A 15,224-nucleotide genomic window follows, 5' to 3' on the forward strand; every position below is an offset into this window, starting at 1 on the left:
CTAATTGCTTTCTCATTTTGGTATTTTCCGCAAGCAATCAGGCATATTGCTTTCTCAAAATGCCTGATTGCTTTCTCATTTCAGTAGATTCAGCAAGCATTTCGGTAGATTCAGCAAGCAAAAAGGCATATTGCTTTCTCAAAATGCTTGATTGCTTTCTCATTTGAGTACATCGCGCACTCATTACAAATATCGCTGTGTAGCAAAAGCTACTGTAGGTTTGTAGGAATTTTTTAATATTGATGAATGCAGAACTTTTTTAAAGGTTTTAACTTAATTTGGAAAAAACATAATCCCAAATTGTTACTGTTGTTACATGGTGAGAAAGATTAATGTTTTTAAATAATTATCAACGTCTATCTGCGGTTCATGGATATCCCAATCATAATTAATCCCATATCACAATTACCGCCAGAAGCAACAGAGATTTCTCAAGAATTACTTCTATCATCTCAAGGTGCAGAGGTAATTTTAGGTAACATTATTGAACCACAACAATTAGTGATACCTGTAGCACCCAGTTCCACAACAATGTTTGGGCCTCGTGCTGCTTGTTTATTATCAGAAACAGGCCCATTATGGGTATCAGATACAGGACATCATCGATTATTGGGATGGCAGAAATTACCCACGAGAGATAGTCAACCTGCTGATTGGGTAATTGGACAACCTGACTTTTATTCTGAGGGACAAAATGCTAAAAGTACACCGGGAAGTGCAACTCTAAGTGTACCAACAGGTATTTGTGCTTGCGGCGAGGGGTTAGCTGTAGCAGATGCTTGGAATCATCGGGTTTTAATTTGGAAAAACTTACCAGAAGATAACAATGTTCCAGCAGATTTGGTGTTAGGGCAAGTTAATTTTACCGATAATGAACCAAATCGAGGAAATCAAACAGCATCTGCTAGTACAATGCACTGGCCCTATGGTGTTTTCTATCATCAAGGACGGCTATTTATTGCTGACACTGGTAATCGAAGGGTATTAATTTGGCATCAATTACCAACAGAAAATGGTCAACCTGCTGATTTAGTTTTGGGACAACCAGATATGATATCTCGCAATGAAAACGGCGGTGCTTCTCCCACCGCAGCGAGTATGCGTTGGTGTCACGATATCAACTTTTGGGGAGAGAATTTGGTTATCAGTGATGCAGGTAATCACCGAGTAATGATTTGGCAGGGAATACCAATAGAAAATAATACCCCTTGTACAGTAGTTTTAGGACAAAAAAACTTTGATTGTGTGGAAATGAATCAAGGAGTTTATTATCCTAGTGCTAGTAGTTTAAGTATGCCTTATGGTGTGGGAATAGCTGGTAATTGGTTAATAGTTGGAGATACTGCTAATTCCCGTTTGTTAGCATGGAGAAAGCCAGAATCAATTTTATCACTGCAAGGTGCGGCGGCAAACGGTTTGGCAGGACAAATAAATTTTCAAAGTAAAGGTGAAAATCGGAATTTCGGACTACCTAAACGAGATAGCTTAAATTGGTGTTACGGGATAAAAATTTGTGGTAAGACAGCGATAATAGCTGATTCTGGAAATAACCGAATATTGCTGTGGCAGTTTAACTATGCCGACTGAAGAAATTAGAGTTAGTGGTACTGTTCAAGGAGTAGGATTTCGCCCTACTGTATATCGTCTTGCTAAAGCCTGCGATTTGCGTGGAGATGTTTGTAATGATGGCCAAGGTGTTTTAATTAGGGTATCTGGTAGTGAGGAAGCAATAACCGAATTTGTTGCCAGATTGCAAACAGAATATCCACCGTTGGCAAGAATTAATCAACTAACAAGAATTATTTATGAAAATGAATTAAAATTTGATGATTTTGTGATTTCTCCTAGTGTAAGTAATGCCATTAAAACAGAAATTACCTCTGATGCAGCCACTTGTCGGCAATGTCAACAAGAAATATTCGACCCCTTTAGCCGCTTTTACCGCTACCCTTTCACTAACTGTACTCATTGCGGCCCCCGCCTAAGTATTATTCGTGCCATTCCTTACGACAGATGCAATACCAGTATGTCTGCGTTTGCTATGTGTCCCGAATGTGCAAAGGAATACCACGATGTCGAAAACCGCCGTTTTCACGCCCAACCAGTAGCTTGTCATGCTTGCGGCCCCACAGCTTGGTTAGAACGCGCCGATGGTAAACCGGTTACTGCTTCTATGTTCTCCATGCTAGATGATGTTGATGCCGTTTGTACCTTGTTGCAAAAGGGTGAGATTGTGGCAATTAAAGGGTTAGGTGGTATTCATCTAGCTTGTGACTCAACACAAGAAACTGCTGTACAAAAACTGCGTCAGCGTAAAAGGCGCTATCATAAACCTTTTGCTTTAATGGCGCGAGATATTGAGATAATTGAACAATATTGTACTATTAACGCCAAAGAAAAAGAATTATTGACAAGTCCTGCTACACCAATTGTTTTACTACAGGTAAAAAGAAGAAAGGGAGATAGAGAAAATTTATTCACTCCTAACTCTCTTGATATTGCATCGTCAGTCGCACCAGGGCAAAATACCCTCGGTTTCATGCTAGCTTATACGCCCTTACATCATTTAATTCTGCGGCGGATGAATCGCCCAATTCTTTTAACAAGCGGTAATATTGCTGATGAACCACAATGTATTGATAATGACGAAGCAAGAGAAAAATTAGGGACAATCGCTGATTATTTTCTCTTTCACAATCGAGAGATTATTAATCGGGTAGATGATTCGGTAGTAAAAGTTGTCGGCGATAAAGTTCAAATAATTCGCCGTGCTAGAGGATATGCACCATCAGCGATTAGTTTACCACCGGGATTTCATAACTTGCCACAAATTTTAGCAATGGGCAGTGAGTTAAAAAATACTTTTTGCTTATTGCGTGAAGGAGAAGCAATTCTCTGTCAACATCTGGGAGATTTAGAAAATGCTGCGGCTTTTAATGCTTATCAAGAAACTTTGAATTTATACTTAAATTTATTTGAACATCAACCAGAAGTAATCGCTATCGATAAACATCCTGAATATCTCTCAAGCAAACTTGGTAAAGAACTTACAGACATAAATCAAATCACAACTTACTCAATTCAACATCATCACGCTCATATCGCGGCTTGCATGGCAGAAAATGGTATTCCTTTAGATTCACCTCCAGTATTAGGTATTGCTTTAGATGGTTTAGGTTACGGCGACGATGGTACACTCTGGGGTGGAGAATTTCTTTTAGCAGATTACCGGAAATTTAAACGACTAGCAACATTTAAACCAGTAGCAATGGTTGGTGGTGAACAAGCAATTTATCAGCCTTGGCGTAATACATATACTCAATTAATATCTGCTAACCTTTGGGATGATTGCCAACAACAATATGCTGATTTAGAAATCGTAAAACTTCTGAATAAAAAACCACTAAAACTACTCAATCAACTGATAGAGAAAGGAATTAACTCTCCTCCAGCTTCCTCAGTGGGGCGATTGTTCGATGCAGTGGCGGCAGCTATCGGTATTTGCCCTGATGAATGTAGCTATGAAGGACAAGCTGCGATCGCAATGGAAGCTATAGTAGATGTTAACAGCTTAAATAATGATAAAGAAACGCCAATATATCCTTTTAGTTTCAGCTTTTCAGATAGTATTTATTGTATAGACCCGCGTTCAATGTGGCAAGCCTTGCTTAATGACCTACAGCAGCAGATTCCACAACCAGTTATAGCTGCCAAATTTCACAAAGGTTTAGCTAATGCGATTGTGGAAATGGTTAAGCATCTTTGTCAAGAAAATCTGATTTATCAGGTAGCCCTAACAGGAGGAGTATTTCAAAATTGTATATTGTTAGAGCAAGTTAGCAAAGGATTACAAATATTGGGAATAAAAGCACTCATTCACAGCTTAGTTCCAGCTAATGATGGCGGCTTATCTTTAGGGCAAGCAGTTATTGCAGCCGCACAATTAATAGATGAGTGTTGATATTTGACAAACTTTGTTTCAATATCATTCTCTCTGTGTTCTCTGCGCCTCTGCGGTTAGTTTATCTTGGAAAATAAAAATGTGCTTAGGAATCCCCGGACAAATTATAGAAATTACCAACGTTAACCATAAATTAGCCATAGTTAACATTGGTGGTGTTAAACGTCAAGTAAATATTGCTTGTATCGTAGATGAACAACATCCCCCCGAAGCTTGTATTGGGGATTGGGTATTAGTGCATGTTGGCTTTGCCATGAATCGAATTAATGAACAAGAAGCGGCGGAAACATTACAACTATTCCAAGAATTAACAGCAGCACAAGCAGAGATTAGTACTTAAATAATAGACCTTTTTTGTCTCATGCAGAGGCACAGAGAACGAGTCTAAAACTCATGCCTTTCTTTCTTTCTTTCTTTCCTCCTTCCTTCGCGCCCTTCGCGTCCTTTGCGGTTCGTTAAAAAAACTTTCTACCACAAAAGCGAAATTACGAAATTAACTGATACACATCTTATGAAATATGTTGACGAATTCCGCGAACCGGAAAAAGCCGAAGTCATATGCTGCGAAATCGCCAAATTATGCCACCAGCTAGAAAAACCCATCAAAATCATGGAAGTATGCGGCGGACATACCCACTCTATATTTAAATATGGTATTGAAGAAATTTTACCCGAAGCCATTGAACTAATTCATGGGCCTGGTTGTCCAGTATGCGTTATGCCAAAAGGGAGATTAGATGATGCGATCGCAATCTCCCAAAATCATAACGTCATTTTTGCCACCTTTGGCGATGCAATGCGAGTTCCCGGTTCCAAAACGAATTTACTGCAAGCTAGGGCAGAAGGCGCAGACATCCGTATGGTGTACTCTCCCCTAGATAGCCTGCAAATTGCTAGAGATAATCCTGACAAACAAGTAGTCTTCTTCGCCTTAGGCTTTGAAACCACAGCCCCCAGCACCGCCTTCACCATCCTGCAAGCAGCAGCCGAAGAAATTCATAACTTTAGTCTGTTTTCCAATCATGTCCTCGTGATTCCCGCCCTCAAAGCACTATTAGATAATCGCGACTTACAACTTGATGGATTTGTTGGGCCTGGACATGTCAGTATGGTAATTGGCACTGACCCTTATGAATTCATTTCTCAACAATATAATAAGCCAATAGTCGTTTCAGGATTTGAACCCTTAGATATTCTCCAATCAATTTGGATGCTATTGCAACAGCTAGTAGAAAATCGTTGTGAAGTCGAAAACCAATATAACCGAATTGTCCAAAAAAGCGGAAACACAATAGCCCTGCAAGCCATAAATAAAGTTTTCGCCGTGCGAGATAATTTTGATTGGCGCGGCTTAGGTGACATCCCCCATTCAGGATTAAAAATTCAACCTGAATATGCCCAATTTGATGCCGAACTTAAATTTACCATTCCTAATCTCAAAGTAGCCGACCATAAAGCTTGTAAATGTGGAGAAATCCTTAAAGGAGTCTTAAAACCTTGGGAGTGTAAAGTATTCGGTACAGCTTGCACACCAGAAACACCAATCGGTACTTGCATGGTATCTTCCGAAGGCGCTTGTGCAGCCTATTACAAATATGGGCGACTCTCCACCATTGCCAAAAGAACAATCGCCCAAAAACCAAAAATAACTCAAGAACCTCTCCCCGCCTGCGGCTTCTCCTCAGACTAATCTTACTCTGCCTACCTCTGCGCTTCCCTTTGCGTGCGTTTGCGTTTAAAAAAAGTTATGAATATTTCCCCCACAAACTTAATACAAAATCCCCTATTTCAAAAAATGGAACAAATCCGCCGTCGCCAAGGAAAAGTGCGAGATACTCATATAACTCTCGCACATGGTAGCGGTGGTAAAGCCATGCGTGATTTAATAGATGATATCTTTGTCAGCAATTTTGATAACCCGATTCTCTCCCAATTAGAAGACCAAGCCAGCTTCAACTTAACCTCTCTCCTACAACAAGGAGACAGACTCGCATTTACTACAGATTCGTATGTTGTAGACCCGTTATTTTTTCCCGGTAGTGACATAGGAGAATTAGCCGTCAACGGCACAGTTAATGATTTAGCTGTCAGCGGTGCTAAACCCTTATATCTAACTTGTAGCGTAATTTTAGAAGAAGGATTACCTGTAGAAACCTTGCGGCGTGTTGCAGCCAGCATGAAAGCAGCCGCCAAGAAAGCTGGTGTTCAAATTGTCACTGGTGACACAAAAGTTGTACATCGTGGTGCTGCCGATAAACTCTTTATTAATACTGCTGGTATTGGTATTATCCCACGAGGAGTTAGTATTTCCGCCCACAATATTCAACCTGGAGATGCCATAATAATTAATGGTAAAATAGGTAATCATGGAGCAGCGATTTTAATTGCCCGTGGGGAATTAGCCTTAGAAACTAATATTGAAAGTGACTGTCAGCCGTTGCATAGTTTAGTAGAAACTATTCTCCATGTATGTCCCCAAGTTCATGCTATGCGAGATGCTACACGCGGTGGTTTAGCGACAGTATTAAATGAATTTGCCCTCAGTTCTAATGTGGGGATTCGTCTCTTTGAAGAATCTATTCCAGTACGTGAAGAAGTCAACGGAGTTTGCGAAATTCTCGGTTTAGACCCGTTGTATTTAGCTAATGAAGGTAAGTTAGTTGTGGTGGCTCCAAAAGAGAATGCTGACAATATTTTATCTACTATGAAATTACATCCAGCCGGAAAAGATGCTTGTATCATTGGCGAAGTTATTCCTTCACCCCCAGGTATCGTTTTGTTAAAAACAGTTTTTGGTGCTGAAAGGATTGTTGATATGTTGGTAGGCGACCAATTGCCACGAATTTGTTAATCTTTAATAGATTTTGTAGTATGCACGAACTGGGAATTACTCAAAATATTGTGGCAATTGTATCTGAACATGCCAAAGGCGCAAAAGTGCAGCGAGTTTTATTAGAAATTGGTAAACTTTCAGCCATTATGCCCGACGCTATCCGATTTTGTTTTGATATTTGCACTCAAGGGACAGTTTTAGCAGGGGCGACATTAGAAATTTTAGAAATCCCAGGTTTAGCAAAATGTCGGCAATGTGGTGCAGAAATTGCTCTAGATAAACCATTTGGTATCTGTAACTGCGGTAGTGTGCAATTAGATTTAATTACTGGTGAAGAACTTAAAATTAAAGAAATAGAAATAGAGGAATTATGTGTGTAACCTGCGGTTGTTCTGATGATGGCGAAACTAAAATTACCAATTTGCAAACAGGTGAAGCTGAACATAACCATTATCATACTTTACCAGATGGTACTGTCATCACTCATTCACACAGTCACAACACTCATATAGAAGCATCTCAAATTCATGCCAAAATACACAACACAACGATATCCTTAGAACAGGATATATTGGCAAAAAATAATTTGATAGCTGCCCAAAATCGGGGATGGTTTAAAGGTCGAAATATTCTCGCATTAAATTTAATGAGTTCTCCAGGTGCAGGGAAAACAACTCTTTTAACGCGAACCATCAATGATTTAAAACATCAGTTATCTATTAGTGTCATTGAAGGCGACCAAGAAACTGCTAACGATGCTAAAAAAATTAAAGAAACAGGTTCCAAAGTCATCCAAATAAACACTGGAACAGGCTGTCATTTAGATGCCTCAATGATAGATAGGGGTTTACAACAACTGAATCCGCCGCTAAACTCAGTTGTGATGATTGAAAATGTGGGAAATTTGGTTTGTCCAGCCTTATTTGATTTAGGAGAAAATGCAAAAGTCGTGATTCTCTCGGTGACAGAAGGAGAAGATAAGCCGCTAAAATACCCGCATATGTTCCGTGCTAGTGACATCATGATTCTCACTAAAATTGATTTGCTCCCTTACGTGCAATTTGATGTTCAAAAGTGCATAGAATATGCTAAACAAGTAAATCCCCAAATTCAGATTTTTCAGGTTTCTGCAACTACTGGTGCTGGGTTAGAGAATTGGTATGCATGGCTAACTGTATCGTTATAATAAAAACTTTGCGCCCCTCTGCACTTTCCTTCTCTGCGAGACGCTTTGCGAATGCGTCCCTCTGCGTTTAAACTAAAACCTATTTTAAATAAAACAATATAAGATTTAACTTCAATTTAACTAGCCTCTTAAACCGTCTGATTACGGTACTTATCCAGCCCCAAATACCTCTTTATATAAAATAAAAATAAAAAACAGACTATATTGTAACTCTCCTAAAATTACAACACCCTGCACAGGAGTACAGGGTGGAAGACAGCGATAAGGATGAATAAGCTATATTTTCTGTGATTCCCAGTTCATACCTATTTGCCTCAAAGCCAATCTCGATAAGCTGATATTTCATTGACGCTGATTTCAAACGGCATCCCTTTGCCAAAGGGCGGATAAACGCGGATTTTGCCATTCTTAGCAAACCGCTCTAACCTATTACCTAATTGGGGAATATTGCTGACGATATGCCAGTAAGATAATATGTCGGGGCAGTCTATAATTAATGTTAGGATGCTAGCATTTGTTGTGAGATACCACTGACAATTAGATAACAATACTCGCGTAATGCGATCGCAGGCTTGATAAAAGCATCTGCCAGTAGACTGTTCTAGTTCCATCTGCAACATTCCATCCTGTTTCGTTACCTCAGCGGGAGGTAAATCATCGGGAGGAAGCAGGTATAGTTTAGAAGACATAATTTCGCACCTCTTGGTTGTAGCGCGTCAAACTCTCCAGGTTTTTTTGCATATCCGCAGAGGAAGGTTTGAGTGCTAGCGTACCTAAATTTAATTCGTCCTGAAATTTCTTGATTTTGTCTCGACAAGTCTCCACATCACCGATAATTGAGTTCTCAATTAAATAGTCTTCGTCGAAACAAATGTTTGTCCGATCAAATGGTTTTTGGTTGGGATTCGCACTATTCTGCAATAGTTGAGCTGAATTAGCTTTCATTTTCTGGCTAAATTGGCGAATGAAAGGTAATGCCTCACTCACTGCTTCATCAAATGTTTTGCCAACAAAAAAGAAGCGTGCTAGCACAAAGTTTTCCGCACCACTAGAATTTAAGGCTCGATATTTGCCAACAGTATCCTTCAATCTCTCTAGGGAAAATGGCGGCCCACCCATCAAGCTGAAGGAATGTTTAGCGGCAAACTCGATACCGTCATCCCCGCCAGTAGCAACATACACTGGTACTTTACTCTGCAATGGTTTTGGGTAAATTGTCAGGCGATCGCATTGATAATATTGCCCATTAAATGATACATCAGTTTCATATAAAAGCTTTTGAATCAATGCGATCGCCTCCAGCATCTTGGGACGCGATTCACTTGGTAGTGTCGCAAAATGCTTGTTTTGTTGGGGAAAGGGGCCGCCTTTGGCAACTCCAAATAATAATCGTCCATTGCACAGGTTATCCAAAGTGGCAATATCTTCCGCTACCCTAATCGGGTTATGGAATGGCAGTAACACCGCCGCAGTGCCTAATTGGATAGTTGAAGTCAATCCCGCCAAGTGTGCCATTAACACCAACATGGACGGGCTGAGATTGGATTCACTAAAATGGTGCTCACTCACCCAGGCTTCTTCAAAACCTAAGCTTTCTGCCTGTTTTACCAGCGTGACTTGCTCAAAGATGGCACGACGAGCATCTTGATGATAATTATCGTAATTGCAGAAAATTCCAGTTTTCATTACTTGCGTTGATCCTTTGTACTCACCGTAGGTGCTGGCTATTCGAGTGGTCTATCGCATTTTCCCCTCTGAATTAATGCGATTAATCACTAAGTTGCAACCCACTGCAACTCCAACCACAGGCGTGGGTTGTTGTGTTTGAGCTTCGACATCGGATCGCGCAACAATCGCTTGGCATTCATGCAGACTACCTGGATTAGACCCATGTTGTCTGCTACTTCTCTGAGTATTTCTTTTTGAGCTTGTACACAGGAAATCATTTCGTCAGAGCAATAAATTCCTATATATTGCAAACGTCTGGCAGGTCGTCCCCAAAAACAGGTGATCACTTTCACATAACACCCATCTAGTAATTCCCCAACTTGCGGGTAGTAATGGTTGACGACTCTTGTGAATTCTTTGGCTAAGATATCTTCAGCAATCATTGGAACTGATATTTCTGTAGCGTCCATCACGCTATTTAATATAACATAATTTTGTCAGTTAAATATGACAAAATAGCTGATTAAGCTTAAATAAAATATTAAATATTACATGACAAAAAAAAAGAGGTCTACCTTATTTGGTATCACCTCAGATTTGCCTAAAGCATTTTTCTTTGTATTCAAAATTCCTAATTCGTAATTACTAATGACGTTCGCGGACTCGCTAGTATTGCGCTAACGTCATTATGTTATATATAGATTAAGATTTAGACCTACCCATAATCAATGGTACGACTTGTACAGGTCACTTCCTCTCACCTTTAATTTAATTACGAATTCCCTTAGCGAACGGGCATCCTACGGCAGGCGCTAGCCTCTCACGCATAGGATTCGGGGAGACGCTTTAGCGCAACGAGCGTCATTACGTAATTACGAATTATTCTTGGATTCTAACTTTTGGATTTTTAATTATTATTATCGAGCATTGCGTTCACAAACTAAGACCTCTGCTACGATATCCGGCACATTTATAAAGTCCGTAAATCCTTCCAAACCACCAATCGGTGAAATAAATGTATAGTTTGGGTCACACACTCCATTGTCATATACTTGAATAAACCACCGATCTGGAAATCCTTGTACACCTAATTCCACGGTGTACCAACTCTCGCCAATCAAACGAGAGTTAAAGATTGTGAACCACTCTCTGTTCTCTTCTGAAATATTCCAATCTGCCATCAGCAGTTCTAAAGCTATTTGTCCCGCATCCGTTGAAGTCAACAGCATTTTTACTCCTTATTTGCAGCTTCAGGGTTGGAAGCTTCAGTATTGGGAACTTCAGGGTATAAACCCAGTTCTTTAGCTAGTTCACGCGCCACAAAAAATAAAAATTGGGCACCATCTTGATTGCCTTCATGGGCAAACATAGTTGCTACTTGTAACATTGTTTGTACTAAACCAGAATCAATCAATTCTGGCTTAGATTCTAAAATTTCTGGTTCCTGACCATTAGGGCATTTAAGTAACTCATCAATCAGATTAAAATACAGCTGTTCGCGTTGTTCTGTCATGGTAACTTTTTTGATTTGAGTGAGTTAATTATGAATTGGTTACTGTTCGATACTTTGCTGCCACAGTCTTTCCAACATTTCAACTTGTTCTCTTAAAACAGCCGCACGATGAACAAGATATCTGTCGTAAAAGAGAATCGCTAACCCAATACAAATAGGGGTTAACAAGAAGAACCATTGCAGGATAGTGGCAAATTTATATTGTTCAGCAACAGTGAGCATTTGATGAACCACATTACGGTCATAGGATTGGATACTAGTCTGAGGGGAATGTGTACCCTCGGTCTGGGAAGGAAAGGCAGAAGCGTCTGTACTAGTCTTGTTGACTTCGCAGGCTAAATTCTGGGATTTTACTAACTCCAGATGTCGCTCCCAAACTATGCCAAATATTACTAGTTCTGGAGAAAGCACTGCTAAGGTAACTACGCAAACTGTGAGAACATTTAAAAGTTTGGTTTTCATCTTAGCTCTCCCTTGCTAGGTAGTATGCACCCAGTAAGAAAATATCTTTTGCTGTTTATCTAAAGTAGCTATATATTTCTACCTCTCAAACAGTTTTGATATTAAAATATGTGTAAATGGTAATTTTCACAATCGTTAGTTGTCAGTTGTTTTTCTAATTAGCACTGACCACTCACCACTGAAAAGTTACTAAACTTTTCAGAAAATGTCGGATTAATCAGTTAGAAATAACGCACTCAGATTCAAAGAATGTGGTTTCATCCAACTCTCAAAAGAGAGATTAAGAAGTCCCCCCTAGTTCACTAAGCTTTCGCTCAGGAATGTTGGGGGGTAGAGGGGAATCTCTGCGTAAATCCTATACGATTTATATCAGCCGCTCTCCACAAAACAGTTTACCCCAGCCCCATTAAGATTATTAAATTCATTAGAATAGTACTCAAAGCCTGTAATTCCCACCTGATAAGTCTTACAAAAATTTATTGGGGTATGGGTGCTAGTGTTTTTAGAACGGGGTTCTAGTCTTTTTGAGGTGGGGTTCTGGTGTTTTTGCACTCAACCTTAAAGCACTGTAGGCAATGGTTAAGGACTGTTTTTGATATAATTTTGAGCGGGAAAAACCTGCACTCAAAAGACAATATCAATATCTCCTGATAAAGATAGACTAATAAATTAGGAAAAGCAATTAAATGTTTTGAAAGTAAATTGTAATTCCATCACAAAAAGAAAATAATGGTAAAAATTATTCATATATACAGAATTACAGAAATTAAATCTCAGCCCAAGAGACAATAGTCAGCAATTCTAAATGGTAAAATAGAGGTATGGCAACCTAGACCTCTGTTAAAGTGAGAATCAATGGGAATATCTCATAAAAGTTCTTCCTAAACTTTCATATTTGGTGGTTTAGTTAGAATACATAGTATATGCACTCATTGACACTAAACTACAAATTAAATACACAAAAGCTTATTGTTATAAGTAAATACTCTGTACTAAGTATTAGGATTTTAGGAGTTAAATAATGCGGATTGCTCAAGACGTAACAGAATTGATTGGACGAACTCCTTTAGTTCAATTGAACAAGATTCCTCAAGCTGAGGGAGTAGTAGCAAGGATAGTTGTCAAGTTAGAAGGTATGAACCCGGCGGCTTCGGTGAAAGACCGCATTGGTTTAAGTATGGTACTCTCGGCAGAAGCAGCTGGCTCAATTTCCCCTGGAAAAACCATTTTAGTAGAGCCTACTTCCGGTAATACAGGTATTGCTCTAGCGATGGTAGCAGCAGCACGCGGTTACGGTTTGATTTTAACAATGCCAGAGACAATGAGCCAAGAACGACGAGCCATGCTTAGAGCTTATGGTGCAGCATTAGAGTTGACATCAGGTGCTGAGGGAATGCGGGGAGCAATTCGCAAAGCCGAAGAAATTGTGGCTAATACTCCCAATGCTTTCATGCTGCAACAGTTCCGCAACCCTGCCAATCCCAAAGTTCACCAAGAAACCACCGCAGAAGAAATTTGGGCAGATACAGACGGGGAGGTAGATATTGTCATTGCTGGGGTAGGTACTGGTGGTACGATTACTGGGATTGCAGAAGTACTCAAACAGCGTAAGAAGACTTTTAAAGCGATCGCAGTTGAACCCAGCAATAGCCCAGTCCTCTCTGGCGGTGAAGCTGGGCCACATAAAATTCAAGGTATTGGTGCCGGATTTATCCCAGATGTTCTCCGTCTAGAATTGGTTGATGAAGTAATAAGAGTCAGCGATGAACAAGCGATCGCCTATGGGCGCCGTTTGGCAAAAGAAGAAGGCTTATTGTCTGGGATATCCTCTGGTGCAGCTTTGTGCGCCGCAATCCAAGTTGGTAAACGTCCAGAAAATGCCGGACGTTTAATCGTGATGATTCAGCCTTCCTTTGGCGAACGTTACCTTAGTACACCCATGTTTCAAGACTTGTCTTTAGAAACTGCTGGGGTACGTTAAGCAGACAAGGAGAGAAGTCTGAGCGGAGGCTTCCTCCGTTGGCGCAGCCCGCCGCAGGCATCAGAACTTCGGAGGGACAAGGGAGTAATAACCTCCCTGTCTCTCTCATCTGGCTCTAGCGTTTCATTCGGTACTTGTCCTTGTTAGCTTTGCCAATAGCGCAGGTATCTGCGAAAGATTATTAATCTTGTCCCCATCATAGAAGTCAAGCTCGGAAGTCCTCTGTGTTCGGTCAAGCCAGACTCCAAGCATTCCAGCTTTTGTCGCAGCCATTGCATCCAACTTCAAGTTATCCCCGATGTAGATGCAATCTGATGCAGATTCTCTAAGCTCCTCACATGCGTACACAAATATCTCTGCTGATGGTTTCGCCGCTCCTGCTCTCTGGGATGTGACAATGCCACACGCTCAAATGCAGCCATCAATGTTGCGACTTCTGCTTCGCGTCCGTACAACTTTTGCGGAATCAAAAAATGCCCAGATTTGTCCTATCTTCCCGGTACAAAGTTTTCAATCTTGCCACTCACTTGAAGGTGAAACAAGCATTCCTCTAAATCCGCTTTCAGTCCCCAAGCGCTTTGATACCGATTCTCTGCTGTTTATCGCTAATAACTTCAAAATAATTGCACTAATCGCCTCTGGCACATCTTCCAGAACCCGACACACGGTTTCTTGACAGGGTGCAGCTGGCATTTTGGCGATGTGACAGTGGATTAACTCCATTGGGTCAATAGCATCAAAGGGTAAAGTACCTGTCAGCATTTCATACAAAGTGACACCCAACGAATAAAGGTCGGTGCGATAGTCGCACACCCGGTTCATTCTGCCTGTTTGCTCAGGCGACATATAAGCAAGAGTACCTTCGAGCAAATTAGGATTGCTCAAGGTGGGATTTTCTTGATCAAGGCGCGAGGAAATACTGAAGTCAATCAGTTTGACTTCAAAAGATTCGGGATTAATTAGAATATTGTGCGGCTTAATATCTTTATGTATAATTTTTTGGGCGTGCAGTTCTCCTAAAATCTGTGCCAGATTAATCCCCACCTTCAGGAAAGTAATCAAGGTGGTTGTTTAAATCGCAATCAGTTCTTTGAGCAAGCAACCCGGAATATCTTCCAAAACCAAAGCCAGACCATGCTGATAATTCTTTAACTACTAGGCTTTAACAATGCCAGGAATTCGCAGCAACTCAATGATTTGATATTCGTGGCGCAGTCGAGCAATGTCTTCTAGGGGTGGATGTTCGCACAGGAGAGTTTTGACAATGACGGAGGCGTTATCAGTTTCCCGCCGTCCACGATAAATGACGGTTTTACTACCGGAGTGAAGAGTTTCGAGGAATTGATAACCGGATAAAGTGGCTGTCATTGTTTTTTATTGCAATATTAAGCATTCTTAATATGCCGATGCCAGTTTAGATTTGTAATATCTGACATAAAACTATACAGACTTTTACGAGATATTACGAATACTAATTCACTCCAAGGTAATATTTTGATACATAAATTATCCAATATTGTGGGGCGGGCAAGATGCCCACCCCACAAGAAGTAGCTGAGTATTTTTTATCGAACAGAATAAAGGTGCCAGTCGTCAGAATACAGGAAAGGTATTCTGTAC

17 protein-coding genes are annotated in these 15,224 nt (G+C 40.4%); 8 read left to right on the top strand and 9 right to left on the bottom strand.

All coding sequences use genetic code 11. The annotated features are described in order from the left end of the window. Positions 1–369: 369 nt before the first annotated feature. From PUQ00_RS08905 to hypB, 7 genes are all read left to right on the top strand, one after another. Complete coding sequence (locus PUQ00_RS08905; RefSeq protein WP_300415219.1) at positions 370–1,587, top strand: hypothetical protein; 1,218 nt, start codon at positions 370–372, stop codon at positions 1,585–1,587. After that, positions 1,577–3,961: a carbamoyltransferase HypF gene (hypF, locus tag PUQ00_RS08910; protein ID WP_300415220.1), complete on the top strand. Its 2,385-nt coding sequence runs from the start codon at positions 1,577–1,579 to the stop codon at positions 3,959–3,961. The genes PUQ00_RS08905 and hypF overlap by 11 nt, the downstream gene beginning before the upstream one ends. A gap of 79 nt (positions 3,962–4,040) precedes the next feature. Then, positions 4,041–4,301 (top strand): HypC/HybG/HupF family hydrogenase formation chaperone, encoded by a 261-nt coding sequence (locus PUQ00_RS08915; protein ID WP_300415221.1) that lies wholly within the window; start codon positions 4,041–4,043, stop codon positions 4,299–4,301. Positions 4,302–4,472: 171 nt separating this feature from the next. Next, entirely contained in the window at positions 4,473–5,651 is a 1,179-nt protein-coding gene (gene hypD / locus PUQ00_RS08920) for a hydrogenase formation protein HypD (RefSeq protein WP_300415223.1), read from the top strand. Positions 5,652–5,708: 57 nt separating this feature from the next. After that, positions 5,709–6,812, top strand: coding sequence for a hydrogenase expression/formation protein HypE (gene hypE, locus PUQ00_RS08925; RefSeq protein WP_300415225.1), 1,104 nt, complete (start codon positions 5,709–5,711; stop codon positions 6,810–6,812). Between the two features lie 20 nt (positions 6,813–6,832). Then, entirely contained in the window at positions 6,833–7,174 is a 342-nt protein-coding gene (gene hypA, locus PUQ00_RS08930) for a hydrogenase maturation nickel metallochaperone HypA (RefSeq protein WP_300415227.1), read from the top strand. Further along, positions 7,165–7,980 (top strand): hydrogenase nickel incorporation protein HypB, encoded by an 816-nt coding sequence (hypB, locus tag PUQ00_RS08935; RefSeq protein ID WP_300415229.1) that lies wholly within the window; start codon positions 7,165–7,167, stop codon positions 7,978–7,980. Before hypA ends, hypB begins: the two co-directional genes overlap by 10 nt. 314 nt (positions 7,981–8,294) lie before the next feature. Here the strand turns inward: hypB and PUQ00_RS08940 are convergent, their stop codons facing one another. The 6 genes from PUQ00_RS08940 to PUQ00_RS08965 form a co-directional block, all read right to left on the bottom strand. Beyond that, positions 8,295–8,669 (bottom strand): hypothetical protein, encoded by a 375-nt coding sequence (locus tag PUQ00_RS08940; RefSeq protein ID WP_300415231.1) that lies wholly within the window; start codon positions 8,667–8,669, stop codon positions 8,295–8,297. Further along, positions 8,659–9,666: an LLM class flavin-dependent oxidoreductase gene (locus tag PUQ00_RS08945; protein ID WP_300415233.1), complete on the bottom strand. Its 1,008-nt coding sequence runs from the start codon at positions 9,664–9,666 to the stop codon at positions 8,659–8,661. The genes PUQ00_RS08940 and PUQ00_RS08945 overlap by 11 nt, the downstream gene beginning before the upstream one ends. 89 nt (positions 9,667–9,755) lie before the next feature. Beyond that, complete coding sequence (locus PUQ00_RS08950) at positions 9,756–10,118, bottom strand: hypothetical protein (protein ID WP_300415236.1); 363 nt, start codon at positions 10,116–10,118, stop codon at positions 9,756–9,758. Positions 10,119–10,565: 447 nt separating this feature from the next. Next, complete coding sequence (locus PUQ00_RS08955; RefSeq protein WP_300415239.1) at positions 10,566–10,877, bottom strand: hypothetical protein; 312 nt, start codon at positions 10,875–10,877, stop codon at positions 10,566–10,568. 2 nt (positions 10,878–10,879) lie between these two features. Beyond that, positions 10,880–11,161: a hypothetical protein gene (locus PUQ00_RS08960; protein ID WP_300415242.1), complete on the bottom strand. Its 282-nt coding sequence runs from the start codon at positions 11,159–11,161 to the stop codon at positions 10,880–10,882. Positions 11,162–11,200: 39 nt separating this feature from the next. Then, positions 11,201–11,623: a hypothetical protein gene (locus tag PUQ00_RS08965; protein WP_300415245.1), complete on the bottom strand. Its 423-nt coding sequence runs from the start codon at positions 11,621–11,623 to the stop codon at positions 11,201–11,203. Positions 11,624–12,644: 1,021 nt separating this feature from the next. Between PUQ00_RS08965 and cysK the strand changes: the two genes are divergently transcribed. Then, the gene (gene cysK / locus PUQ00_RS08970; RefSeq protein ID WP_300415247.1) at positions 12,645–13,604 is read left to right on the top strand and encodes a cysteine synthase A; all 960 of its coding nucleotides are present in this window, start codon (positions 12,645–12,647) and stop codon (positions 13,602–13,604) included. 123 nt (positions 13,605–13,727) lie between these two features. Here cysK and PUQ00_RS32750 read toward each other — a convergent pair whose 3' ends face one another. From PUQ00_RS32750 to PUQ00_RS08980, 3 genes are all read right to left on the bottom strand, one after another. Beyond that, positions 13,728–14,003, bottom strand: coding sequence for an HAD family hydrolase (locus tag PUQ00_RS32750; RefSeq protein WP_366145950.1), 276 nt, complete (start codon positions 14,001–14,003; stop codon positions 13,728–13,730). A gap of 111 nt (positions 14,004–14,114) precedes the next feature. After that, a complete protein-coding gene (locus PUQ00_RS08975; protein ID WP_300415249.1) occupies positions 14,115–14,666 on the bottom strand; it encodes a serine/threonine-protein kinase in 552 nt (183 codons plus the stop codon). A 93-nt stretch (positions 14,667–14,759) separates the two neighbouring features. Beyond that, positions 14,760–14,972 carry a hypothetical protein gene (locus PUQ00_RS08980; protein WP_300415251.1) on the bottom strand — a complete coding sequence of 71 codons (213 nt, stop codon included), beginning with the start codon at positions 14,970–14,972 and terminating at the stop codon, positions 14,760–14,762. Positions 14,973–15,224 lie beyond the last annotated feature (252 nt).

The sequence above is a fragment of the Nostoc sp. S13 genome (assembly GCF_029379315.1).
Taxonomy (GTDB): Bacteria; Cyanobacteriota; Cyanobacteriia; order Cyanobacteriales; family Nostocaceae; genus Nostoc.

Coding starts and splice junctions, on each gene's coding strand:
- PUQ00_RS08905 (WP_300415219.1), top strand. CDS start 370: ATGGATATCCCAATCATAATTAATCCCATATCACAATTACCGCCAGAA.
- hypF (WP_300415220.1), top strand. CDS start 1,577: ATGCCGACTGAAGAAATTAGAGTTAGTGGTACTGTTCAAGGAGTAGGA.
- PUQ00_RS08915 (WP_300415221.1), top strand. CDS start 4,041: ATGTGCTTAGGAATCCCCGGACAAATTATAGAAATTACCAACGTTAAC.
- hypD (WP_300415223.1), top strand. CDS start 4,473: ATGAAATATGTTGACGAATTCCGCGAACCGGAAAAAGCCGAAGTCATA.
- hypE (WP_300415225.1), top strand. CDS start 5,709: ATGAATATTTCCCCCACAAACTTAATACAAAATCCCCTATTTCAAAAA.
- hypA (WP_300415227.1), top strand. CDS start 6,833: ATGCACGAACTGGGAATTACTCAAAATATTGTGGCAATTGTATCTGAA.
- hypB (WP_300415229.1), top strand. CDS start 7,165: ATGTGTGTAACCTGCGGTTGTTCTGATGATGGCGAAACTAAAATTACC.
- PUQ00_RS08940 (WP_300415231.1), bottom strand. CDS start 8,669: ATGTCTTCTAAACTATACCTGCTTCCTCCCGATGATTTACCTCCCGCT.
- PUQ00_RS08945 (WP_300415233.1), bottom strand. CDS start 9,666: ATGAAAACTGGAATTTTCTGCAATTACGATAATTATCATCAAGATGCT.
- PUQ00_RS08950 (WP_300415236.1), bottom strand. CDS start 10,118: ATGGACGCTACAGAAATATCAGTTCCAATGATTGCTGAAGATATCTTA.
- PUQ00_RS08955 (WP_300415239.1), bottom strand. CDS start 10,877: ATGCTGTTGACTTCAACGGATGCGGGACAAATAGCTTTAGAACTGCTG.
- PUQ00_RS08960 (WP_300415242.1), bottom strand. CDS start 11,161: ATGACAGAACAACGCGAACAGCTGTATTTTAATCTGATTGATGAGTTA.
- PUQ00_RS08965 (WP_300415245.1), bottom strand. CDS start 11,623: ATGAAAACCAAACTTTTAAATGTTCTCACAGTTTGCGTAGTTACCTTA.
- cysK (WP_300415247.1), top strand. CDS start 12,645: ATGCGGATTGCTCAAGACGTAACAGAATTGATTGGACGAACTCCTTTA.
- PUQ00_RS08980 (WP_300415251.1), bottom strand. CDS start 14,972: ATGACAGCCACTTTATCCGGTTATCAATTCCTCGAAACTCTTCACTCC.